The 21,237-nt window shown below is 69.0% G+C and carries 18 protein-coding genes and 1 pseudogene; 13 read left to right on the forward strand and 6 right to left on the reverse strand.

Going from position 1 to position 21,237, the window contains the following annotated elements; translation table 11 throughout:
- Position 1: 1 nt before the first annotated feature.
- The gene (locus tag ACIGXW_RS13280; protein WP_399572778.1) at positions 2-1,288 is read right to left on the reverse strand and encodes a hypothetical protein; all 1,287 of its coding nucleotides are present in this window, start codon (positions 1,286-1,288) and stop codon (positions 2-4) included.
- A 673-nt stretch (positions 1,289-1,961) separates the two neighbouring features.
- Between ACIGXW_RS13280 and ACIGXW_RS13285 the strand changes: the two are divergent.
- The 3 genes and pseudogenes from ACIGXW_RS13285 to ACIGXW_RS13295 form a co-directional block, all read left to right on the forward strand.
- Positions 1,962-2,228 (forward strand): annotated as a pseudogene (locus ACIGXW_RS13285) (cupin domain-containing protein); the annotation flags it as partial.
- Positions 2,229-2,468: 240 nt separating this feature from the next.
- Entirely contained in the window at positions 2,469-3,095 is a 627-nt protein-coding gene (locus ACIGXW_RS13290) for an RNA polymerase sigma factor (RefSeq protein WP_399572780.1), read from the forward strand.
- Positions 3,092-4,129, forward strand: a complete 1,038-nt coding sequence (locus tag ACIGXW_RS13295; protein ID WP_399572782.1) for a CU044_5270 family protein — start codon at positions 3,092-3,094, stop codon at positions 4,127-4,129. Before ACIGXW_RS13290 ends, ACIGXW_RS13295 begins: the two co-directional genes overlap by 4 nt.
- A gap of 683 nt (positions 4,130-4,812) precedes the next feature.
- Here the strand turns inward: ACIGXW_RS13295 and ACIGXW_RS13300 are convergent.
- Complete coding sequence (locus ACIGXW_RS13300) at positions 4,813-5,871, reverse strand: Lrp/AsnC family transcriptional regulator (RefSeq protein ID WP_399572784.1); 1,059 nt, start codon at positions 5,869-5,871, stop codon at positions 4,813-4,815.
- A 154-nt stretch (positions 5,872-6,025) separates the two neighbouring features.
- On the opposite strand from ACIGXW_RS13300, the gene ACIGXW_RS13305 reads away from it, so the two are divergent.
- From ACIGXW_RS13305 to ACIGXW_RS13340, 8 genes are all read left to right on the forward strand, one after another.
- On the forward strand, positions 6,026-6,982 hold the full coding sequence (locus ACIGXW_RS13305; protein WP_399572786.1) for an isopenicillin N synthase family dioxygenase: 957 nt from the start codon (positions 6,026-6,028) through the stop codon (positions 6,980-6,982).
- 162 nt (positions 6,983-7,144) lie between these two features.
- Positions 7,145-7,279 carry a hypothetical protein gene (locus tag ACIGXW_RS13310; protein WP_399572788.1) on the forward strand — a complete coding sequence of 45 codons (135 nt, stop codon included), beginning with the start codon at positions 7,145-7,147 and terminating at the stop codon, positions 7,277-7,279.
- A 337-nt stretch (positions 7,280-7,616) separates the two neighbouring features.
- On the forward strand, positions 7,617-8,348 hold the full coding sequence (locus ACIGXW_RS13315; protein WP_399572790.1) for a hypothetical protein: 732 nt from the start codon (positions 7,617-7,619) through the stop codon (positions 8,346-8,348).
- Between the two features lie 730 nt (positions 8,349-9,078).
- The gene (locus ACIGXW_RS13320; protein ID WP_399572792.1) at positions 9,079-10,125 is read left to right on the forward strand and encodes an EF-Tu/IF-2/RF-3 family GTPase; all 1,047 of its coding nucleotides are present in this window, start codon (positions 9,079-9,081) and stop codon (positions 10,123-10,125) included.
- 293 nt (positions 10,126-10,418) lie between these two features.
- Positions 10,419-10,772: a hypothetical protein gene (locus ACIGXW_RS13325; RefSeq protein WP_399572794.1), complete on the forward strand. Its 354-nt coding sequence runs from the start codon at positions 10,419-10,421 to the stop codon at positions 10,770-10,772.
- Between the two features lie 702 nt (positions 10,773-11,474).
- Positions 11,475-13,019, forward strand: a complete 1,545-nt coding sequence (locus ACIGXW_RS13330; RefSeq protein ID WP_399572796.1) for a hypothetical protein — start codon at positions 11,475-11,477, stop codon at positions 13,017-13,019.
- A gap of 634 nt (positions 13,020-13,653) precedes the next feature.
- Complete coding sequence (locus ACIGXW_RS13335) at positions 13,654-14,229, forward strand: hypothetical protein (RefSeq protein WP_399572798.1); 576 nt, start codon at positions 13,654-13,656, stop codon at positions 14,227-14,229.
- A 261-nt stretch (positions 14,230-14,490) separates the two neighbouring features.
- Entirely contained in the window at positions 14,491-14,682 is a 192-nt protein-coding gene (locus ACIGXW_RS13340; protein WP_399573506.1) for a hypothetical protein, read from the forward strand.
- Positions 14,683-14,824: 142 nt separating this feature from the next.
- On the opposite strand, the gene ACIGXW_RS13345 is transcribed toward ACIGXW_RS13340, so the two are convergent.
- Positions 14,825-15,268, reverse strand: a complete 444-nt coding sequence (locus tag ACIGXW_RS13345) for a phage tail protein (RefSeq protein ID WP_399572800.1) — start codon at positions 15,266-15,268, stop codon at positions 14,825-14,827.
- Between the two features lie 390 nt (positions 15,269-15,658).
- Here ACIGXW_RS13345 and ACIGXW_RS13350 point away from each other — a divergent pair, with 390 nt between their 5' ends.
- Together ACIGXW_RS13350 and ACIGXW_RS13355 are read left to right on the forward strand one after the other, a co-directional pair.
- Positions 15,659-15,970, forward strand: coding sequence for a hypothetical protein (locus ACIGXW_RS13350; RefSeq protein ID WP_399572801.1), 312 nt, complete (start codon positions 15,659-15,661; stop codon positions 15,968-15,970).
- Positions 15,971-16,168: 198 nt separating this feature from the next.
- Positions 16,169-17,626, forward strand: a complete 1,458-nt coding sequence (locus ACIGXW_RS13355; protein WP_399572803.1) for an alpha/beta fold hydrolase — start codon at positions 16,169-16,171, stop codon at positions 17,624-17,626.
- Positions 17,627-17,834: 208 nt separating this feature from the next.
- On the opposite strand, the gene ACIGXW_RS13360 is transcribed toward ACIGXW_RS13355, so the two are convergent.
- The 3 genes from ACIGXW_RS13360 to ACIGXW_RS13370 form a co-directional block, all read right to left on the reverse strand.
- The gene (locus tag ACIGXW_RS13360) at positions 17,835-18,881 is read right to left on the reverse strand and encodes an LLM class flavin-dependent oxidoreductase (protein ID WP_399572805.1); all 1,047 of its coding nucleotides are present in this window, start codon (positions 18,879-18,881) and stop codon (positions 17,835-17,837) included.
- A 464-nt stretch (positions 18,882-19,345) separates the two neighbouring features.
- Positions 19,346-20,794 carry a translation initiation factor 2 gene (locus tag ACIGXW_RS13365; protein ID WP_399572807.1) on the reverse strand — a complete coding sequence of 483 codons (1,449 nt, stop codon included), beginning with the start codon at positions 20,792-20,794 and terminating at the stop codon, positions 19,346-19,348.
- Complete coding sequence (locus ACIGXW_RS13370; RefSeq protein ID WP_399572809.1) at positions 20,791-21,222, reverse strand: hypothetical protein; 432 nt, start codon at positions 21,220-21,222, stop codon at positions 20,791-20,793. Before ACIGXW_RS13370 ends, ACIGXW_RS13365 begins: the two co-directional genes overlap by 4 nt.
- Positions 21,223-21,237 lie beyond the last annotated feature (15 nt).

Here is a 21,237-nt window from a genome sequence, read left to right on the forward strand (position 1 = left end):
GTCAGGACGGGAGCCGCATGGCGTAGACGTGCCGGGTGAAGTAGGGGGTCCTGTGCTTCTCGTCCGGCAGTTGGTCACCGGCCGCGTATTCGCCGAGCGACCACAGGACGTTGCCGCGCCGGTCGTAGCTGAGGTCTTCCGGGCCCGGCGGGGTCTGCCACAGAGGCGTGGGCGAACCGCCGGGGCGCCAGGTCTGCAGGGAGCCGTTTCTCCGGGCGCCGTCGCTCCTGGAGAGGTAGAACGTGCCGCGGGCGCCCACGGCGCCCTGGATACCGTAGGCGCCCGCTATGTCCGAGGTTTCCTGCGACGTGAGGTCGGAGATCCTGCCGTCCGGTCCCAGTTCCCACCGGGCCAGGCGCGGTGCCCTTGCGTCTCCCTTCGGCCGGTACTCGCTGACCAGGAGGGAGTCGCGAGGGGCGGAGCCGTCCCCGGCCCTTTCCAGGGCCATTTGGGAGTAGCGGAAGTCACGGGCCGGGTCCTTGTACCGTGCGATCTGCGGCAGGACGTACCCGTACTGCCGGGCGTAGTACTTGCCGTCCTTGCTGTAGCCGAAGTCGTTCTCGTGCCCCTTGCCCCACCGGACCGTGAAGAGACTGTTCAGGTCGAAGACCCGAAGGCCGTTCGAGGCGCCGCGGTGGAATTCCGTGACGTAGAGGAGATTGCGGTACCAGGCCAGGCCGCCGGCGTGCAGTTTGACTGGACGGTAGCTCGGGTGGCGGCCCTTCATCGCCGGTTCCACGAGGAGCACGTGCCAGTACCGGGGTGCCCCGCCGGAGGGGACGTCCACGATGCTCACCCGTGTGCCCTGTTCCTCCGCGCGGACGGGGTGTGCGTCCCAGGAGACCAGCAGGACGGTTCTGGCGGGGTTGCCGCCGAGGGAGTCGTAGTTGGTGGTGATGCCCTGCGGGCGCCAGTCCTTGGTCCGGTAGTCGTCGTCCTGCCAGCGGAACACCGTGTGCAGCGGCGGCGTCTGTCCGGCGGGCGGACGCCCGGCCGGCCAGGTGAGCGGCTCCACGACGCCCGTGCGCTGTGCGGAGCCCGCGAGGATCCTTTCGACCGAGGTCCGTCCGATGCCCCAGGGCTGCCCCGCGGTGTCGGCGCGGATGCCCAGCCGCCGGATGACCTCGGCATACGTCAGGTTTCCCCCGCCCGGGGCCTTCGTGCTGACCGTGAGCCGGCGCCGTGCGGCCGCCGCGTGGGCTGTCGTGGGCAGGAGAAGACCACCTGCCCCGGCGACGAACGGACCCGCTGCGAGGCCGCGCAGAATCGTTCTTCGTGGCGTGTTCATGGCGGGCGAGTGTAGGGAGGGAACCCGCCGGTCGGTACCGGTGCCACTCCTTCCGGTCACGGTGGTCCGGGGCAGACATCACCGCTCGTCCGGGCGCGCTCTCGCCCTCGCTGAGGGCGACCGTTTCGTACCGGGGCCGCGCTATCGCCATCTGAGTGAGGCCCGCCTCACACTCGGCGAACCAGGAGTGGAGCCCTGGGCCCGCTGCCATGGGTCCGTCCACGATGGTCGGCGCACAGCCGGGCGAGCATATCGCCGTAGAGGACCGGCGACCCCAACCACGCACGGGTCGTCGCAGAGGCCGCTGGCGGCGGTCAGCGCGGCCGCTCCGACCTCGCACATGGCGGCGCAGAAGGCGGCACCGGCACAAAGAAGAACATCTGCAGGAACGGCTCCCACGCACGAATCTTTCACGGGGCGCAACGGCTCCGACCACGGGTGGCTGGAAACTGGGGGCGAGGGTGGCACCCCCGGTGACGTCCCTGCCTCCTGCCTCAGGCAGGCTGGCCATGGCGGCCGCGGCGGTTCTGGCGGTGGTTTCGACAGCAAGGGGTACGGCGCGCCGGGCAAGGATGGCAGGGACGGCAGGGACGGCTGCGTGGTCCTGACCTATACGTAGCCCTCGCCTCGCCCGGCACGGGCAAGGGACGCAAGCCCGCCCAGCCGCCAGTCCGCCGGATGCCCGCGGTTCACCGTCGGGGACAAGGACTACGACGCCACCACGGGCACGCTCGTAATGGCCCCTCCCGGCGTCCCCCACACGTTCGCCGACCTGACCGACCAACCCGCCGTCATGCTCAGCACATTCACCCCCGACCTGTACGTGCGGTACTTCCGAGACCTCCAGAACGTGATCGCCGACGGTCGGCCGCTGACGCCACAGGCCGGCATCCACTTGATGAGCCGCTACGCGACCGAGCCCGCCGCCGACCTCACCTGAAGCCGGCGGGATGCCCCGCCCCCACCTGAACAGCGCAGCCGGGGCGCTCTCACCTCGGACGCGCTGGGCCCGTTGAACCTCGACCTGACTGCCGGACTGGAACGTCACACCCCACCGTGTCTCGGGACGGTGGCGGCGCTCCGGTTCTGCCAAGGGGTAGCCGGGAACGGTGGGGGGCCGTCCCGTCGTGTGACCCACATCATGGGAACCCGTACCTCCTACCGGACATATCAAGACGTGATGTCAATACACACCCGCATCAGGGACGGCGACCCGGACTCCTTCCGCCATCTCTTCCGCTCACACGCCCAGATCGTCCACCGCTACGCCATCCGCGCCACCGGCGACCGGTCCACCGCCGAGGACATCGTCTCGCTCACGTTCCTGGAGGCCTGGCGCCTCCGCGCCCAGCTTCCCGAGGAGCCGGACGGCGCGAAGGCCTGGCTGATGGGCATCGCGGTGAACGTCCAGCGCAACACCAACCGTGCCGCCCGCCGCCACGCGAAGGCCCTGGCCCGCATGCCCGCCAAGGAAGCCGTGCCTGACATCGCGGGTGAAGTGGTGGGCAGGATGGCGGACGCCGAACAGCTCACCGCCGCGAAGAACGCCCTGGGGAAGCTGCGCCGGTCGGAGCGCGAGGTCGTCACCCTCTGCGTCTGGTCCGGCCTGAGCTATGCGGAAGCGGCCGAGGCCCTGGGCGTGGCCGTCGGCACCGTACGGTCACGGCTGTTCCGGGCCCGCGAGCGCCTGCGCAAGCTCACCGAACAGGAGCTCCGGCAACACGCTGACAAGACGGCGGCCCGGCGGCCCGAGCACCTCCACCTGCACCTGAACCTGAACCGGCCGAACGAGAAGTGGAACCGATGATGCGTAGCTCCCGGCGGCCCCAAGCGCCGCTCGACCACGGCGACTTCGACCTCCTGCTCCCCCGGCAGGACGACACCGCCCTGCCCAAGGCCCGGCAGGACCTGCTCGAAGAGGCCCTGTGGGCCGAGGCGCACCGGGCCGCCTCGTGCGCACCGCGCTCCCGTGCGCACCGCACGGCCTGGATCGCGCTCCCGGCCGCCACAGCCGTGATAGCGGGTGCCGTGATCGTTGCCCCGGACAGCTCGGGTACCTCGGATACGGACACCCGCCCGCCGAAGGCCGGTGCGAAGCTGCAACCCGGCACCACCAAAGGCTTGTCGGCGACGGTCGACCGCATCTCGCTCGCGGCGGCACTGCAGCCGGCCCTGGAGCCCCGGCAGGACCAGTACATCTACGTGGAGAGCAAGGTGAGGGGCGGGCGGGTCGACAGGGCGGGCGGCAAGGAGAAGCTCGTGGTGACTCCGCTGCGCTCACGCCAGGTCTGGCACTCGCCCGACGGCCTCAAGAGCTTCATCTATGAGCCCGGCCATGAATTCATGGACAAGAACGGCGAGGACCTCGACCTCGAGCGTGCCGATGACGTCACCGACCGGGGCTCCTACAACAGCGTCAAGGCGCTCCCCACCGACCCCGACGTCCTGCTCGAGCGCCTCTACCAGGGGGGCAGGATGGGCGACCCGCAGGCCGACTGGACGGCGTTCGGGGAGATAGGCCAGCTGTTGGAGGAGCAGATCGCGGCGCCGGAGATCAGCGCTGCACTGTTCAAGGCGGCTGCCAAGATCCCGGGCGTCACGCTCGTGGACAAGGCTGCCGACGCGACCGGCCGGCCCGGCGTCGCGATCACTCACACCGGCCCCGTCAGCCGTCAGGAGTGGATCTTCGACAGGAACACCTATGCGTACCTGGGCCAGCGTGACGTGCTGGTCAAGCCGTATCGGGGCCTCGAACCCGGCGCCGTCACCCACGAGACCGTGGTCATCAAGCGGGCCGTGGTCGACGCGAAGAAGGAACTCCCCGACGGCACGACGCTCTGAGCCGATCCGGACCTCGAGCGTCCGGATCAGCAGCCGCACCTCACCCAGCTGGTGATCGCCCCCGGCCGCGGCACCGGCGCGTAGCCACCCTGTAAGGACAATGGCTCCCACCCCGGTATCTCGGGGTGGGGTCCCGTTGCGTGTCCGGACCTTACCGGGCCACTGCGATCGTGGCGCGATGGGCCTGCGCCAGCTCGGCGTCGAAGATATCTACCGTCTTCCCGACCAGCACCTAGGCGGAGCCCCTACCTTGCGGCCTGGTTCACGGATAGGAGTCCTGAACCGACTCAGGCGGGCGATCTGACACGCGTGTTCGCTGCGAACTCACGGGCCGACCCCCAAAATGAGGCCATCGGCCCTGGGGTTCCGGCTGACCAGCCTTCAGTTTTTGTGAACCCGTGGGCCTCCCGGTATGAAAGCGACGACTCCGGCACCGGGGCACCGGTGTGGCTGGTCCAGGTCGGCTACCAGACCGGGCAGCAGTTGCCTCGCAGTGACGTCACGAACTTGAACTCGCTGCTCAAAGGGCTGGTGTGCCGATATGTCGGGGTGCTCACGCTGGTCATGAGCGGCAGTCTGCGGCATAGATCGTCCGTCTGGCTTCGGCGGTGGTGGCAGCGCGATGGTCCTGCGCACCCTCATCGCCCAGCTTCTGCGGGTCGGTCGGGGGAAGCGGGTCCTGTTCAGGTACGGACGGTGAGCCGTTTGACCTCGCGGAGAACGGGGGCGGTCTCGACGGCCTGGATGCCGGGTAGTGAGCCGATGTGGTGGTCAAGGTAGTGGTGAAGGTCGTGGCTGCTGCGGAAGACGCCGGAGGCCACGAGGTTGTGCGGACCGGTGGTGGCGGCCGCGAAGGCTATTTCGGGGTGGGTGGCCAGGGCGTGGCCGGCGGCGGAGACTGTGCCGGGAGTCACCCGAAGCCAGAGGTGGGTTATCAGGTGGTAACCCAGGTGCTGGGGGGAGAAGTCCACGGAGAAGCCCAGTGCGCCCTGGGTTCTGAGGTGTTCGAGGTGGCGTTGGATGCTGGAGGGCGAGCGGCCGGTGGCGGCCGCGAGTTCGGGCAGGCCGGCCCGGCCGTCCTCGGCGAGCTTGGCGAGGAGAGCACGGTCGGTGATATCCAGGGCCAAGGGCTCGGGGTGTTCGGGGCGCTCCAGGGCCGCTGCCGGGATACTGTCCTCGTCTCCGGGGGCGGGGCCGAACGGGATCCCGTTGGAGTACCACGTGCTGGTGATGCTGGTGAAGACGCGTAGCAGACAGTGCGCGCTGACGCCTACCAGGCGCGGGGTGCGGGGCAGCGTTTCCAGGAGCAGGGCGTCCCGTTCGTACGGCGTGGAGACGGTGAAGGCGCAGTAGAGCTCGGTGCCTCCGGAGGCCAGCGAGATCCAGCTGGTGTCGGGCCGTCGGGCCAGGGCCTGGGCGACGGGGCCCGCGGAGTCGGGAGCGCAGTGGATGCGAAGCAGCCAACGGGTCATCCCCAACCGCGCGGGGACGGGCTGGCCGACGACGCGCAGGCCCAGTGTGCGCAGTCGGCTGTAGCGGCGCGCCACCGTGCGTTCCGAGGCGCCAACCCGGCGCGCGATGTGGCTCAGTGCTGCCCGGCCGTCGAGCTGGAGAGCGTGTAACAGCGCCAGCTCCAGAGCGTCAAAGGTGCCTGAGCCCCCCACCGTGACCTCCCGTGCGTTCGCGCCGTCCCATGCTCTCCGTGACAGGACCCGACGGTAGGCGCCCGATACCGGCCGCACCGGCGGCCTGCCGCATTGTCCCGTCCCGTCGCCTGGAAACGCCTGTTCATCCCATTTCCAGGCGGGCTGCTAGGCCGGCACCCACTCCTCGAACGACCATGACCAGACCACTTCACCACTCCCGGACGCGGAAGGACAAGGAGAAGAAGACAGCATGAGTGCTACCACCATTCCCACGATCGACCTCTCGCTGTGGCGGACCGGTGAACGGCAGGGCCGTGACCGTATCGCCATGCTCGTCGACCAGGCGCTTGAGCGGGCGGGCTTCCTGCTCGTCACCGGTCATGGCGTCCACCCGGACGTGCCCGCCGCGTTACGGACCGCGGCCCGCGCCTTCTTCCATCAGCCGGCCGACGCCAAGCTGCCGTACCTGGCGGGGACCGGCCAGTACGGCTGGAGGGGGCCAGGAGCGGTGGCCGCCGGCCGGACGGAAGGCATGGCGACGCCACCCGACCTGGTGGAAACCTGGTCCGCAGCCCCTGGCCCGTACGACACCGCTGCCGAGCCCGAACTGCTGCCGGTGTCCTGGCCTTCTCAGCCCCCGGCGCTGCGCCCCGTCCTCCAGCAGTACGTACGGTCCATGCGGGCATTGGCCGACGAACTGCTGCGACTCCTGGCAGCGGCACTGCGGCAGCAGCTCGACTTCTTCACCCGCCACGCAATCCGCCCCGATTGGACCCTGAACCTCAACTGGTACCCCGCCATCAGCACCATAGGAGCGCCGCTGCCGGGCCAGTTCCGTGTCGGTCCGCACACCGACTTCGGCACCATCACCATCCTCGACCGGCAACCCGGCAAGGGCGGCCTGCAGGTCCACACGGAGGACGTCGGCTGGCAGGACGCCCCCTACGACCCCGAGGCACTCACCGTCAACATCGGGGACTTGATGGCCCGCTGGACCGGTGACCGCTGGCGCTCCGGCCGCCACCGCGTACTGGCCCCGCCTGCCGATACCCCGTCCGAGGAACTGCTATCTCTGGTCTACTTCTACGACTGCGATCCGCACACCGTCGTGGACTCGCTCCCCGCCCCGATCGGCCGGGTGACCCACCATCCGGTCACGGCCCGCGCCTACGTCAGGTCCAAGATCGCCGGGATCGCCCTCACATGACACTGAACCACGGTTAGGGAATCCCTGGATACAGCCCGGCCTGGACGCGCTACGGGGGTGCGAGTCCAGGCCGGGCATTCTCCCCTCCGATTCGTAGACGGCCAGTGGTCGACTTGCCGGTCCCTACTCTCTGTGGCTGGGCGGCCTTCTACGATCCGGTGCATGCTGGATCCCGAGCTGCTGAAGCGGATCACCGCGCGGCGTGCGGAACTGGACGTACTTGAAGAACGGCTGGCCAAGCAGCTGGCGGAGGTACGGGCCGAGCGGGACGAACTCGCCATCGCTAACCGCGGGTGAAGGTGACGGTGTGGACGTTGCCGGTCCCGCCCAGGAAGCCGGCGAGTGCGTGGCGGCAGCGAGAACGGATTCGTTCACCGGCGCCGCCCCGACATTGGGCACGAGGCTCGGCGGGACGCGCAGGAGGCGGCCCTCCTTGGTCTTCTCCGGCTGACACCGTGGTCGCCTTCGAGGTGGTCGCCTCTTCCGCCGAGGTGCAGACTGGGTAGAGTCGTGCTCTTCGGAGGCGCCGGCCCCCGGAGTCAAGAAGGCCGCGGCCACAATGCACTCCCATCCGTCTTCCGCGAGATGCCGCCTCGACGCGGCGCTCGACCGCCTCGCCGAAACGTTCCGCGGCATGACCGCTCATCCGCAGGAGAACAACTGCGAATGCCACTGGGGCAGCGCGGAGGAACTCGCGCTGCTGAAGACGCCGGACGTCGAGCTCGACCCCGATCTGCTGCAGCGCACCTGGTCGGCCATCGACTGGCGCGACCATCCGCGTGTGCTGCGGCGCATCCTGCCGCAGTTCGCCGCGGACCTTGTCCACGGCCGCGTCGATCCGGTCTTTGGTATGGAGGCGGTCGGGCGCTGTTTCGCTCTCGGGGCGTGGCAGCAGTGGCCCGCCGGGCAGAGCGGGGCGGTCGAGGAGTTCCTGCATGCCTGGTGGGCCTCGACGCTCACCGACCCGGCTCCCCTTGCACCCGCTCATGAGGTCCTGATGGCGGTTTCCGAGGCGTCCGCCACGGTCACGCCGTGGCTACGCGTCTGGCAGGCACTGCCCGTGCCCCACCCCGTGGCCGACCGGCACCTCACGGAGCTGGTGGATACCTGGGAGTACGACCTGCTGGGCGACGCGCTTCCCTGGAGTGCCTGGGAGAACAGGGATGCTATGCGCGACGAGCTGACGGCTTGGCTGGTGCACCACGCTCCGGCCCGCCTCCGGGCCGACGGGGCCTCATCGGACCTGCAGGAGCGAATACGGCTGATCGGCCTCCCCGAACCGGCCCGCTGGGAGGATCCGTTCTGGTCCCGCAGGCCGGGGACGGCGGGCGTCTACTGGCCACCGGGAGGAACCAGCGGCGAGTGAATCGCCGATAGCGATTACTGGGGCGGCCCGGTCGCGCTGGTTCCCTTGGCTCCAGGGAAAACCGGCGCCGGTGCGTGCGGAGAACAACCGAAGCCTGCTGCGGCACGACTGTCACTCGGCCAGATCCTTGCCGTAGGTGACGTCCATCTCGTCGGCGAGCGCCTCGACGAGATGGAGTAGCTGGGGGTGGTCCCCGCGCATGCGGGGTTCCCCACCCTGCTGGGCTTCGTGAGCATGCGGTGCGCATGGTCGCGAAGGTCCGCCCCAGCTACCCAACCGAGTGGGCCGCGATGAAGGCGGTGGTGCCGCGAAACTGGGGATTGGCGCGGCGGAGACGGTGCGGATCTGGGTCCGCGAGGCCGAGGTAGATACAGGCTGATGGCCGGGTGTGACCTCGGACGAGGCCGCGGAGATCAAGCGGCTGAAGGCAGAGAACGCCAAGCACCGGCAGGTGTTCGGGGTCGAGCCGATCTGCCGTGTCTTGGCCGGCCACGGACTGAAGGTGCCAGGGCCGGCGGGGTTTAACCACTACGCTCAACACCAGCCCCAACCTACGGCCGGAGCCAACACATAGAGCCTCCACCGATCCCGGAGCGATTCACTGGCCCCAGCCAACCGCTCCCGCCGGTTTCGTTCCGCTGTTCCTGGTCCCCCGATTTCCCTCAATCCTTGTTTTTTCGATTGCCCCGTCGAACGGCCGGCCGTCGACAATGGGCCGATGGACGAGTCAATGATCAGATCGAGCCGGGAAGTGGAGTACATCGGCGCTCCGGGCAGCGGCACGACCACGTTGATAGAGGCGGTCGCCCGGGCCACGGGCCATGTCCCCATGGCGCGGCACTTCACGGCACTCGACTGGCCTCCCCGCACGAGTGGTGCCATGAAGCTGACGCGCGGTCATCGCTGTGCCGTGGTGCTCGTGATGTCGATGATCGACGGACCGACTCCCGCCGTCGGGGAGCTGCTCCGGCTCGTCAGGGCGGTCGGCGTGGAGCACGTGGCCGTGTTCGTGAACAAGGCCGACCTGCTGCCGGACCGGGAACTCCAGCAGGTCCTGGCGCTGGAGATCCGCGAACTGCTGAGGCGGCACGCGTACCCTGCCGACGAGGTACCGATCGTCTTCGGCTCGGCACGGCAGCCCTCGGCCGTCGAGGAGCTGCTGGCCGTCACGGCCGACTTCCCGGCCGCGCCCCGCGAGCGCGACATGCCGTTCCTGATGCCGGTCGAGGACGTCTTCACGCGCTCCGGCCCCCGCCCGCGCACGGTCCTCACCGGCCGGATCGAGCGCGGTGTTCTCCGGGTGGGCGACGAGGTGGAGTACCTCGGTCTGAGCACTTCGGGGACCACAACTGTCACCGCCATCGAACGGCTCCGCGAGCGCACCGAGCAGGCGGAGGCCGGGGAGAACATCGGTCTCGAGCTGCGCGGCGTCACGCGTGAGGACGTCGAACGCGGCCAGGTCCTCGCCGTCCCCGGCACGGCCACGGCCCACAGCGCCTTCGAAGCCGAGGTGTATGTACTCCCCGAGAACGACGGCGGTCGCGACGTGACCTTCGCTCGGCGCCGAGCCCAGTTCTACTTCCGCACGACGGACGTCACCGGGCAGATCGTGGTCCTCCGGCAGGGCGGCCAGGACATCGACGTGTCCCGGGGCGGCCTGACCTTCATGTCCGTTCAGCTCGCCGAGCAGGTCGCCATGGAGAAGGGCACGCGGTTCTCCATCCGGGAGGCGGGCAAGGCGGTCGGCGGCGGCGTGATCACGGCGATCCTGCGGTAGGCGGGTCACCAACCGCCGCGATCAGCAGGAACTCGCCGTCCTGTCCCTGCACCTGCACCTGCTACAAGCGGCCCTGGTGTTCGTCAACGCGCTGATGATCCGGGACCTGCTCGCCGACCCGAATGGGCCAGTGTCCTCACCGGCCGCAGAGAGACCTCCGGATTCCCCCGGCCTCGCTTCTCCACACGCGAGCAGGTGCTGGCCTGCTGTGGGTGAACGGCCATGGCTACTCAGATCAAATTGAGTAGTATTCCGGATCGGTTTGAAGGGCCGGCCGCCGTTTGATGGTTCTCATGAACGCAGTCATGGATGCCTCGGATGAGTCCTCGGTGAGTGAGATCGAAGCGCAGGACGGCATGTGGCGGAGGTGGGCAGGGATCGCCCTGGCTCTGCTGATACCGACCGTGATCGTCACGGGGATCGGGTACCTCTCCTCCAGTCACGGCGGCCGTTGTGTCATGTCCGGCGAGGAGTGCTCGCCGGTGTCGGAGGTATGGACGTACGCGGCCTTCCTGACGTCGGCGACGCTCGGAATGCTGGCAGCCGGTCTACCTGGGGAGTGGTCATGGGTCCGGGCAGTCCGCGGGTGGATCGTGGCTGCGCAGGTGGTGGCCCACGCCGCGATGGCGGCGTTGATCCTGAGCTGAGCAAGGCGACGGTCGCGGATTTCGCCAGGTCGTTGCGAGATTCCCCGCATGTAGGAGAGTGAGATTCGCCAGTGCGCTGCAGGTCCGTTCCTCCCCCGACGGCTCGCCGGCGACCCCCTTGCGCGGGGGGCGTCACGGAACGGCCCCACCGCGACGAGTGGCCACGTTTTGCGCTCCGTGATCAAACTGAATGGTCTCGGTCATGGCACCCCTTCTCGCCACCTTGACGGCCGCGCTCTTCGCGTGGCTCGGCTGGACTTTCGTGGGCCCCGCCCGCCTCGCGACTTGGGCCCGCGGCCACTCCGTCCCGGCCCAGTACGGGCTCGTCCCCCGCGAACAGCTGGACCCGCGCCGAGCCGGTCCCCCGGATACCTGCCTACCGACACAAGAAAATACAGGCCATCGCGGACGCGGCATGGGAGGGCGACTGACGGGTAACCGGCAGGCGGCCGCCGCATACGTGGAGGCCGCGCGTCAGAACTGGGACGATCGGTGGTCCCGCCTGGAATTCCGCAGCAAGTCGCCGACGACGGCGACGCATGGCTGGACGACTGGAGCCGGGCGCAGCCGGAGAGCTGCGCCGCCGCTACCCTCCACGCCCAGATGTTGCTCCACCGCGCCTGAGAAATCCGCGACACCGAGTACGCCGACAAGGTCCCAGCCGAACGGATGAGGTGCTTCCGCGAAGTGCGGCCCGCTTCCATGAGGTCCGCACGGGAAGCCACCCTGCTCGCGCCGCACGACCCCAGCCCGTGGGTCGTCACGGGCGCCGCCGCCCGCGGAGTCCAGTACTTCCCTGAGCAGTTCCGCCCCCTGTGGGAAGAACTTGTCGCACGGGCACCCCACCACTACGCGGGCCATTGGCAGGCCCTGCAGTACTGGTGCGCCGAGTGGTACGCCCGGGAGAACCGTCTCGACCTCGACTGGGCTCACCAGGGCTGCATACGCGTACACCGCCGACTACGTCCGGGAACCCTCCCGCTGCCCGCCGAGCTCGCGGAAATGGCTGTCTACTTCCGGGCAGAGGTACGCCCCGGCGACTGGGTGCTCGGCGAGTACGAGCGGCCCCTGAACCCGAACCGGCTCGACATCCTCATGCAGAGCGTCGCGTGCTTCCCCGCCTTCTGGACTCAGGACGGGGCCGACCGGGCCATCGGTCACGTGCGCCGGGGAACCGTCCGACCTGCGCAATCGTCGGTTTCGGATGTGACTGAAGTGACGCCCACGCTGCCTGCCGACCTCCGCGAACTGATCTCCGACCTGTCCGGGATTGTCAGCGACTACCCCTATGTTGATCCCGAATCGACCCTCGCCGTCCTCGCCTACGACGCGGCGGAGGCGCTCGGCCGCGACGCCACCCCGGAGAGCCGCCGGGAGCGGACCGGGTACACGATCCTCCTGCATGCCACCTGCTGGTACGTCTCCGCACGTATCTTCAGCAAGTCCCTGTTCGCGTCGTACATACGGGCCCTGGACGGGCTCCGTGCGCAGTTGGACCGGGCCTCCTGCACCTGCCCGGCCGGCGCCCACCCCACGCGGCTGGACTCGGAGTACCAGGTCGAGGCCGGGGTGAGCATGCTGACCGAGGCCGGACGGGCCGCATTCGCCGAGGACTACGGTCTCGACAAGGAGGAGTCGGCGGTCTTCGATTGCGAGGGGTTCCTCGCGGACCTCGCCGATGAGGCCCTGGTCCGCTTGCGCGAGGCGCACCAGGAACTCTTCGGCGGCATCGACGTCTCCCATCTTGACGCGCAGTTCGTCCGGGACGACGGCCGCCTCGACCTCGTCGCCATGCAGGAGGCGATCCGCCGTAGCTGGGAGGACAACACTGGCCCGGTCGCCCTGTGGTCCGCTCGCCGCTGGCTCACCGGGCAGGTGCGGGACGAAGAGCGGATCGGCGTGTTCCTGTGCCTGTGGATGGGCATCGCCCAGACGTACGCGGGCCTGCCGCCCTCGTACGCGCGTGACTTGGCCGCCGCGCTCGCCACCATTGACCTGGACGTCTCCTGCGAGCATCCGCAGCACCCCTGGTCCACCGCCGATTCCACCGTGCAGTCCCGGTACCGCGCGGTGGTCCACCTGTACGCACCGGAGGACCACCCCGACACCCCCGTACCCGCGGAGCTCTCGGCCCGCGAGCTGTGGGAGTGCCCGGTGCAGTACGCCCAGTTGGCGCGGGAGGCGCTGGAAGACCTCGAGGGATGGCGCACCATGCGCGGCGGCGACGACGAGGACTGGGAGGACTGAACGGTACGGGGCCGATTCGGCGCTCGTCCTACTCCCAGTCCAGCAGGTAGCCCTGGTGGCGTACGCCTCCTCCGTCGGCGAGGAGGCTCGGCTTGCCGGAGTACCAGTCGGGGCGCAGGGACAGTGCGATGCCGTGGTCGTTCGTGGTCCGGACCCCCGGCAGGCCGGCTCCCGGCTTGCCCTGTGCGGGGGCGGGGATGTCCTTGAGCTAGGCCCACCTGCAGCACGTCTTCACGGCGATCGCCGTGAACATCGAGCGTCTCAGCAGTCTGTCATCGGCCGGCGAAACAGCCTCCCGGCGGCCGGCGTCTGGGGCACTGTCCGTCCTGCCGCTCTGCGCACCGTCGCCGTCGCTCCCCATCAAAAGGCGGGCGCCGGGCTGACTTCCGCATGCGGAGCTGTCCGGGCTTGTCCCGGACAGGCTTCGATTCGGCGCTGACCAGGCCGGACGGGACATGAGTTGTCCGGGACAGGTGTCGCTCTAGCCCCACCCAAGGCACGCCAGCAAGCTGGGCCCACCGTCGCGGCAGACGGTAGCCCAGTAGCGAGCAGTGGCCCCTGACCTCTTCCACGGCCAACTGCCTCACTGATCCGTGAACGTCGTGGCCCTGAGCCACGACGCAGAAGGAGTGGCATGTCTCGTATCTCATCCCAGCACAAGGCGGTCCTGGCGGCAGTTGCTTCCCTTGTGGCGTTGGCTTCTTCAGCCACACCAGCCCTGGCGAGCAGTGACCGCGCTGCCCCGTCCAACACATCGCAGGCGAAGTCGGCCGGCCTCACCCAGGCCCAGGCCCTCGTTCTGCAAAGGAAGGTCGACAGCTACCTCGAGCGAACAGCGCAAGGGCACCAGACCGGACCGAACACCATCGCCTTCCCCGGCGGGCAGATCACAGTTGCGGTGCCGGGTGAGCGCTACGCCAGAGACCTGCGCACGACACACGCACCACTGGAAGCAATGAACTGCAACTACGGAAACTTCTGCGCAACCGTCGACGGAGACCCCACCCAGAAGGACTACTTCTACTGCGGAACGTACGGCATCGGCTACAGCGGTTCAGGAGCATGGATCAACAACCAGACCCAGAGCAGGCGGGTCCGCATGAACCTCACCAATGGCCGGACCTACACCACGCCCAACGCCTTCTACCAGGATCCCACTGCCGACTGGACGCCTGTGTACCAGCTCACGACGTGCATCCCGAAGTCCTGATTCGCGCACGCAAAAGCACCCCGCCGCATCGAACTTGAGTTCTAGTCACCGTTGCAGCACCCGCACCCGAAAGGACTGCCGGATCGTCGGCATCAATGCGCGTAAGCGGTGGCGCAACGGCTGGCACTCACCGTGCAAGGGCCGGAAGCCGGTGCCTCCCATCTCCAAGGGGGTGCCGGCTGACCGCCCCTCCCGCTACCCGCGGGGAGCCGATCGCATCCACATGCCGACCGGCTGCGGGAGAAGGCATCCGTCCGGACCATCGCGGCCGAGCTGCGCCACAGCCCTTCCACCATCAGCCGTGAGATCCGCCCTAACCACACCGTGCTGCACGACTACAACCGCTGGCACTACCGGCCGCGCGCCGCCCTGTCCCGCGCGGATGCCCGCGTGCCTCGCCCGCAACTCGGGAAGATCGAGCAGAACCCCGAGCTGCGGGATTGTGGCGCCTGACCGGCAGCACACCAAGACTCCCGAATGACACGATTGCAGGAATGTCAGTCGGCCCACCAGGACACCGTGGGCGGGAACGAACAACCCCGGGCCGCTCAAACCGGGTGACCTCGGTGGGACGCACAGGCCGGGAGGTCAGCGATCACGTGTCGATGGTCATGTCGTCGTAGGCGAGCGTTACCGTCTCGATCGCCGCGCTGCTGTTGGCCGCCTGCAGGGTTGGCCCCTTCCACGATGAGGCCCAGGCGTTGAGCAGGTTGACGCGCAGGACCGGATTCTTCTTCGAGTCAAGGAGCGAGATCCCGATGTTCGCCCGGGCCTGATCGACATCTTGGTTGGTCGCCGTCAGCATGACCCAGTCGACCCACGTGCTGCTCGCGTCCATAGGCCGGGACAAGGTGACGCCCGGAAGTTGCCCGGCACCGGGGATCTTCCGAGTGACAAGCTGTCCGTCTGGTACGACGGTCTTCACCTCGGTGGCATCCTGCCCAAAGACCAGGCCGCTGACCTGCTGGAAGGTCGCTACCCGGAACTTCCCCAAATCCACGGCAAAGACATCCGTCCTGAGCGCGTCGCCGACAGGCATGCGATTCCCTTTCAGTTTCGCGCCTACGCCATAGCCCGTCACCCGGGGACCGGTACGAGGCGCCTCTCGTCTCCAGCCGCAGGAGCATCCCCTCTCGCACGCGCACCTTGCGCAACCCACAGATTTATGCCACGAACGAGTCACACGCCCTCCGACACACGGAGAACCAGGCGGTACCGCGACGAGCACACGGCTGGGCCGTATCCGACGGGTCGTGGGACGCGTCTCGCCGCCGTCGCGGCCACCTGCGGCGACGGCACATCAAACACACCGTCCCGAAGCGATTGCGGCCATCCGGCTCTGGCTCCGTCCATGAGACACATGCGTACCCGAGTGCCGATCAACACTCCTCCGCCACCGATCAGCCTCTTCCCGTACAGTCCCGAAGGTATGACGGCTCTAGAATCCTTCACCTTCGTGCGCCACAACGACGGGCTCCGCTACCACTTCGAGCACGACGGCGACCGCCATGGCCAGCCCGCCTACCGCCGCACCGACGGGCAGGTGTGGTGTGTCTGGGGAGCCGACGAAGGCTGGCACTGCGTGATCGGCGACGGCCTTGTCACCGCCCATCCGCTCAACAGCTGCGGCAACGAGCCCGAACCCCCTGCGACTGTCTGGCGCAGCTTCAAGAGCGGCCGCTCCTACCTGTACGACCTACTGCCTGCAGTGCCACAGCACGACCCATCGGACACCCCCTAGGCCAATTGGATCTACGCGCGGTTCCCCCAGTCGTCTGTTCGGCCGAACCCGCGTGGCGAGAACCGCGCGCCCGGAGAAAAATGCGGCGTAGAGGTGATCCGCGAGCTCAGGCAGTCGGGAGATGCGGTGGGCGGCAGTCAGGAGAACGACGGCAAACAGCGCGGGTGGGCGGCCCGGTGGTGGTGGAGCCGGTCAGTCGTGCACAGGCGGTGGATCGCGCTGGGTACCTGCCTGGCCATGGGTACCTTCGGCGTGGCCGGGCTGTTCGCGGTCGACGCCGTCCGGTTCGCGGATCCGCCCTGCGACGAGAAGCCGACCGGCATCACCACCAGCGACTACGCGCTGGACTTCACCGTGCCGAACGGGCTGATGCCGGACCCGCAGTTCAACGGGCAGAAGGCGAAGGTGGCCGTGCACCGGGTGCAGCCGGAATACCAGCACGGGCGGTGCCCGGACACGCCCTCCAAGGCCGCCGTGCTGATCCACGGCCGTTCGATTCCAGGGCGGCCGGTCTTCGACCTGAAGGGCAAGGACCAGCACAACAACAAGATGAGCGTGCAGGAAGGGCTCGCCCGAGCGGGCATCGACACCTTTGCGCCGGACATGCTCGGCTACGGGTACTCCACGCGGTTCGAGCACGGCCTGGACGATCCCCACAACGCCAGCCTCAGGCCCTACAACGCCGACGGCAGCTGTCCGCATCCGGAAGGGTGCGACCGTACGCACAACCCCATCTTCCCGCTCGACCAGCAGCGCATGAAACTCGCGACCAATCCCCTCGAGGGCAAGACGTACGCCCACTCCAGCAAGGTGCGCTTCGCGAGCATGGACACGTGGGTGCGTGACGTCCGCCAGGCCATCGACGACGCCATCGCGAAGGCCAAGCCGACGGACGGCAAGGTGACCCTCGTCGGGTACTCGCTCGGGGGACCCCGTGTCGGGCGGACGCTCTACGCGGCCAACCCGGTACTGCCCGACAGTGCGGCCACGATCGCGAAGGTCAACAGCGCCGTCTTCATGTCGTCGCTCTTCGGTCTGCCGACCGAGGAACCGACGTCGCCAGGCCTCGTCTCCTTCCCGCTGACCCTCACCGACCGCAAGAGCACGACCACCTGGCCGCTTGCGACCGTCGGCGGAACCAGCGATCAGGACTGCACCGGCCGCGTCCCGCCGGGCGTCCAGGACGACGTCTGGAAGGAGCTCATGAAGGGGGACAAAGTCGGGGAGAAATGGGGCGGCACCGACCCCAACCACCCCGACGGCCTGAGCCGCACACCGACCTTCACCACCTACGGCTTCAACACCACCGTGGCACAGCAACTGAAGATGCCGGTCATGGTGCTCCACGGCACCGGCGACGCCACCGCGCCGGTGACCAACGCGACGGCCATCTACAACGCGCTTCCGGCGTCGACGACGAACAAAGTGATGGTCCAGGTCACCTGCGCCAGCCACGTGTTCGAGTGGGAAGGGTGCGACGGTGAACGCTGCACGCCCCCGAGCCCGGCAACGGTTTACGGCCAGGCCCCCGGTACGCCATGGGCAGGACCGCACGGCACGGTCACCGCGGCGCTGACCGAGTGGATCAACAAGGGCACGGTCAATGGGGCGTCGAGCGGGAAGTTCACCGTCGACAAGAGCGGAGTCATCCACTGATAGCCGGTCGCCCTCACGGCATGGCGATGAACATGCAGGTCCTCATCAAGGCGGAGACCAGGCTCGTGCTCGGGGTCGGCCGCCCCCTGCCCGGCAAGCACAATGCCTGCACCGCCGCGGCCGCCGGCACCCGTCGCTGACTCCGGCATCAAGAGTCGCGCCTGCGGCCCTGGGCGCGGTGGTGCTCTGGGGGCCCAGTCGCTGAGTGTCAGGCCAGCAGTCGTGCGAGCTCGGCCATTTCGGTCTCCGGGTCCACAACGGGCTGGATCACCAGCTCGTCGACCCCCGACTTCTCCAGCACGTTGATCCGCTCGGTGACCTCGCCCCTGGTACCGACCAGGCCGAATTTGTCCACCAGGGAGGGCACGATGAGCTCGCGGTCCTCGGGGGACAGCCGACCCAGGTAGTTGCGGTAGAGCACCTGGTGAAGCTTGGGGTCGGTGGGGGTGGTGCCGCGCAGCTGGAACAGGCGGTCGACAGCCGCGGCCTCTTCTGGAGGGAGGGCCGCGCGGAAGGCGGGGTTCTCCGCGCCGAGGATCAGTGCGCTCAGTGCGATGTGCCCCATCGAGTCCTTGACCGGATCGCCGTAGCGGTCCTCGCCGTCGGCGAGGACATGCAGGGAGGACATGAGATACGAACGGGTCTTCCCGGCGCTGCCCGCGTCCCGCGCCGCCGCCCGCCGGGCCTGGCCGAGGGCGGACCAGGCCGCAGGGTCGTGCATCCCGAAGGAGATCACTCCCGCGCCGAGCCGGCCGGCGACCGCGGCGGCCTTCAGGCCGAACGCGGCCACGACGAACTCCACGGGAGCCTCGGTGTTGACGTACGGCCCGACGTGCAGGAATCGCACCCTGCTGGACCGGGTCCCCTCGCGGTAGTCCGACTCGCGGCCCGCGGTGAGATCCTGCAGGGCGGCCGTGAACGACTCCAGCTCCGCCATCTTCACAGGCCGCATGCCGAGCGTACGGCGCGCCGTGTTGCCGGTGCCGACCCCGCAGACGATGCGGCCGGGGGCGAGGGCGTTGAGGCTGCTGACGGCCGCCGCCGCGGCGGGCGCGGAACGCAGTGCCGGTGAGGTGACGCCGATGCCGAGCCTGATCCGGTGGGTGGACTTGGCGCAGAGTGCGAGACTCACGAACGGATCGCCGTGGATCATCGGCGTGTCGTACACCCAGAAACTGTCGAAGCCGAGTTCCTCCGCGCGGGCGGCCAGGTGTTCCACACCCGGCCCTGCTGTCATGACGATGCCGGTCCGCATGGCGACTCTCCTCGCCGTCGAGTGAGGTGGCTGAACCACTCCCGTTGCAGTTCGCTGTCGTCCATGGTCAAGATCATGCCCCCCAGTGCGCTGGTGGGCCTACCGCAGCGGTTTCAGGATCGGGAAGGTGCCGCGCGAACACGGGGGAGCTTCGTGCGGAGGACCCGCGCGGGTGGCGCAACAACTGGCCATCGGTGAGGAGGCGTTGAGTCGGCTGATCATCACCGGCGAAACGGTCGACGTGGTGCCGACCGAGTCCGGGGTGAAACGGGGTGGACGACGAACGTGGCCTTCCCGCCCCGGCCCGTTTCCACACATCGGGTACCCGGGCGTTCCCCCACACCCGCCGACCTCGAGAAGTGTCGGCGGTCCTTCGCGGTCGCGCCGCCGCGCTGATGCAGATGGTGTCTGATGGGACGTTGCACACGCGCCGCGCGGTGGAGCCGGGGTCTTGAGAGAGCCCGCTACGTGAGCAGTTCGCGCATCACGGTCACGGGCAGCGCCGGGTTGGCTGCGGCATGCCGGCCCAGTTCCTCGTCCGCGAGGAGGGCGAGGAGCCGACTGGCCGGTAGCCGGGGATGGCGGGCAGCCCCTGCGCGGATTGCCGCCTCCGGGTCGCGACTGAGCCGGTCGGCGGTTCCCGGGGCGAGCTGCGGGTCGAGGAGAGCCAGGCGCCGCTCGCCGGCTGTGTCGGCGTCCGCGAAGCGTGCGCCCAGCCCCGCGACGGGGAAGCGCGGGTGCTCGAGCAGCAGGTCGCGGGCCGCGCCCTGGTGTTCCAGGTAGCTGCGCAGCAGCAGTTCCGGCGGTGGTGCCGGGTGGTTGTGGGCGAGCAGCACTCGTACGCCCAGGTCGTCGTCCTGCGCGAGCAGTGCGACGAGGGCGGCGGGCAGCGCGGGGTCGCGGGCGGCCAGGCGGCGCAGCAGCGGGTGGTGTGAGCGGGCATGGGCGGCGGATACGGCCGGGTCGGGGGCCGGATGGGCATGGTGTTCGTACGGTCCGAAGTCCTCGTCGGTGTCTGTCGTGTAGTCGATCGCTGCCCGCTCGTCCTCGGTCAACTCGGGCCGTAGCGATATCGCGGTGCGCACTCGCGCGTCGGTGTCGTGCGCGAGGACCTTGATGAGCGCGGGAGTGAGGTCGGCGCGGTGGGCGAGTTCCAGTCTGACCTTTGGATCGGGGTGGCCGGCGAGCCCGGCGACGACGTCCGGTGGGGTGCTGTAGTTGTGGGCGAGGATCCACGGATTGTCGGGGTGAGGGTCGTTCAGCAGCCAGTCGACGACCGTCCGTGAGAGGCGGTAATTCACCAGGATCAGCGCGGTCCCGTGGTTGCGGGGCGCCGGCAGCGGTCCCAGGCTGCGTTCCATCGCCTGCGCGTCGTCGGTTTCGAGCGTGCGTTGCGCACTGGCCTGTATCTGCGGGTCCGGGTCCTTCAGCAGCGCTGCCCGTTCGTCCGCGGACAGGTGCTTCCATACGTTGGTGGCCATCTGCCGTACCGCCGCTTGAGGATGGCGGCAGGACGCGCGAAGGACCCGGAAGGGGATCTGCCGGGAGCAGATCAGCTCTTGGAGGGAACCGGTGTCGTACGTCGTCAGCATCCGGTGGATCACCCGGTCGGGAAGCGGGCGGACGGGACGCGTCCGGTCCGGGCGGGCGGCGAGGCGGTCCCGGACCATCCCGTGAGGATCGTCCACGAGCAGCCCGCGCACCTCGGGGTCCACGAACGGGTTGCGTGCCAGGGCACCTCGGACACGGGGGTGCGGGTGCGTGACGATCGCGGCGGTCACCTCCTCGGGGAAGGAGGCGCGCCGTGAAGCCAGCGCGTACCAGACGCTCTCGTACTGCGGTTCCAGCAGCCGCAGCAGCAGGTCGGTTGGGGCGGCCGGGTTGACGGCGAGGCCGTCGAGCAGTGCGGTCATGCCACGGTCTCCTTGCCGGCCACGTCCGGCCGTACGTCGTGTGAGTCGTCCCCTTCCTCGTATCCGGGAAAGGTGACGGGCTCGGCCACCCACCCGGCCGTCAGGACCAGGCGCGAGGTGCGGTGGACGGTCAGGAAGCCGAAGGGGCGGTCGAAGGCTGCCTCGACGAGGCGGACCGTGTATCGCGGCGGCGGCATACCGCCGCCCACGCCAACGCGTCCTGTCAGGGAGGCTGACTCGAAGCCCTCGGCGTCGAAGACGGCGAGGCTCGTCTGGCGGGCCGAACCGATCGCCAGGGGCTCGGGGCTGACGTCCGGGAAGTGTCCCCGGCTCGTGTCCGTGGCTGTCGACAGGCCGAACAGCGCCGGTCGCTCCAGTAGATCGTGATCTGCCTCGACACGGAACGGGACGGTGAGGACGTCGAGCACGGGCGCCGGGGTGAG

The sequence above is a fragment of the Streptomyces sp. NPDC053079 genome (assembly GCF_044546695.1).
Taxonomy (GTDB): Bacteria; Actinomycetota; Actinomycetes; order Streptomycetales; family Streptomycetaceae; genus Streptomyces.

Excerpts from the sequence above, each read along its gene's own strand:
- ACIGXW_RS13280 (WP_399572778.1), bottom strand. The coding sequence starts at position 1,288 with ATGAACACGCCACGAAGAACGATTCTGCGCGGCCTCGCAGCGGGTCCG.
- ACIGXW_RS13290 (WP_399572780.1), top strand. The coding sequence starts at position 2,469 with ATGTCAATACACACCCGCATCAGGGACGGCGACCCGGACTCCTTCCGC.
- ACIGXW_RS13295 (WP_399572782.1), top strand. The coding sequence starts at position 3,092 with ATGATGCGTAGCTCCCGGCGGCCCCAAGCGCCGCTCGACCACGGCGAC.
- ACIGXW_RS13305 (WP_399572786.1), top strand. The coding sequence starts at position 6,026 with ATGAGTGCTACCACCATTCCCACGATCGACCTCTCGCTGTGGCGGACC.
- ACIGXW_RS13310 (WP_399572788.1), top strand. The coding sequence starts at position 7,145 with ATGCTGGATCCCGAGCTGCTGAAGCGGATCACCGCGCGGCGTGCGGAA.
- ACIGXW_RS13315 (WP_399572790.1), top strand. The coding sequence starts at position 7,617 with ATGACCGCTCATCCGCAGGAGAACAACTGCGAATGCCACTGGGGCAGC.
- ACIGXW_RS13320 (WP_399572792.1), top strand. The coding sequence starts at position 9,079 with ATGATCAGATCGAGCCGGGAAGTGGAGTACATCGGCGCTCCGGGCAGC.
- ACIGXW_RS13325 (WP_399572794.1), top strand. The coding sequence starts at position 10,419 with ATGAACGCAGTCATGGATGCCTCGGATGAGTCCTCGGTGAGTGAGATC.
- ACIGXW_RS13330 (WP_399572796.1), top strand. The coding sequence starts at position 11,475 with ATGAGGTCCGCACGGGAAGCCACCCTGCTCGCGCCGCACGACCCCAGC.
- ACIGXW_RS13335 (WP_399572798.1), top strand. The coding sequence starts at position 13,654 with ATGTCTCGTATCTCATCCCAGCACAAGGCGGTCCTGGCGGCAGTTGCT.
- ACIGXW_RS13345 (WP_399572800.1), bottom strand. The coding sequence starts at position 15,268 with ATGCCTGTCGGCGACGCGCTCAGGACGGATGTCTTTGCCGTGGATTTG.
- ACIGXW_RS13350 (WP_399572801.1), top strand. The coding sequence starts at position 15,659 with ATGACGGCTCTAGAATCCTTCACCTTCGTGCGCCACAACGACGGGCTC.
- ACIGXW_RS13360 (WP_399572805.1), bottom strand. The coding sequence starts at position 18,881 with ATGCGGACCGGCATCGTCATGACAGCAGGGCCGGGTGTGGAACACCTG.
- ACIGXW_RS13365 (WP_399572807.1), bottom strand. The coding sequence starts at position 20,794 with ATGACCGCACTGCTCGACGGCCTCGCCGTCAACCCGGCCGCCCCAACC.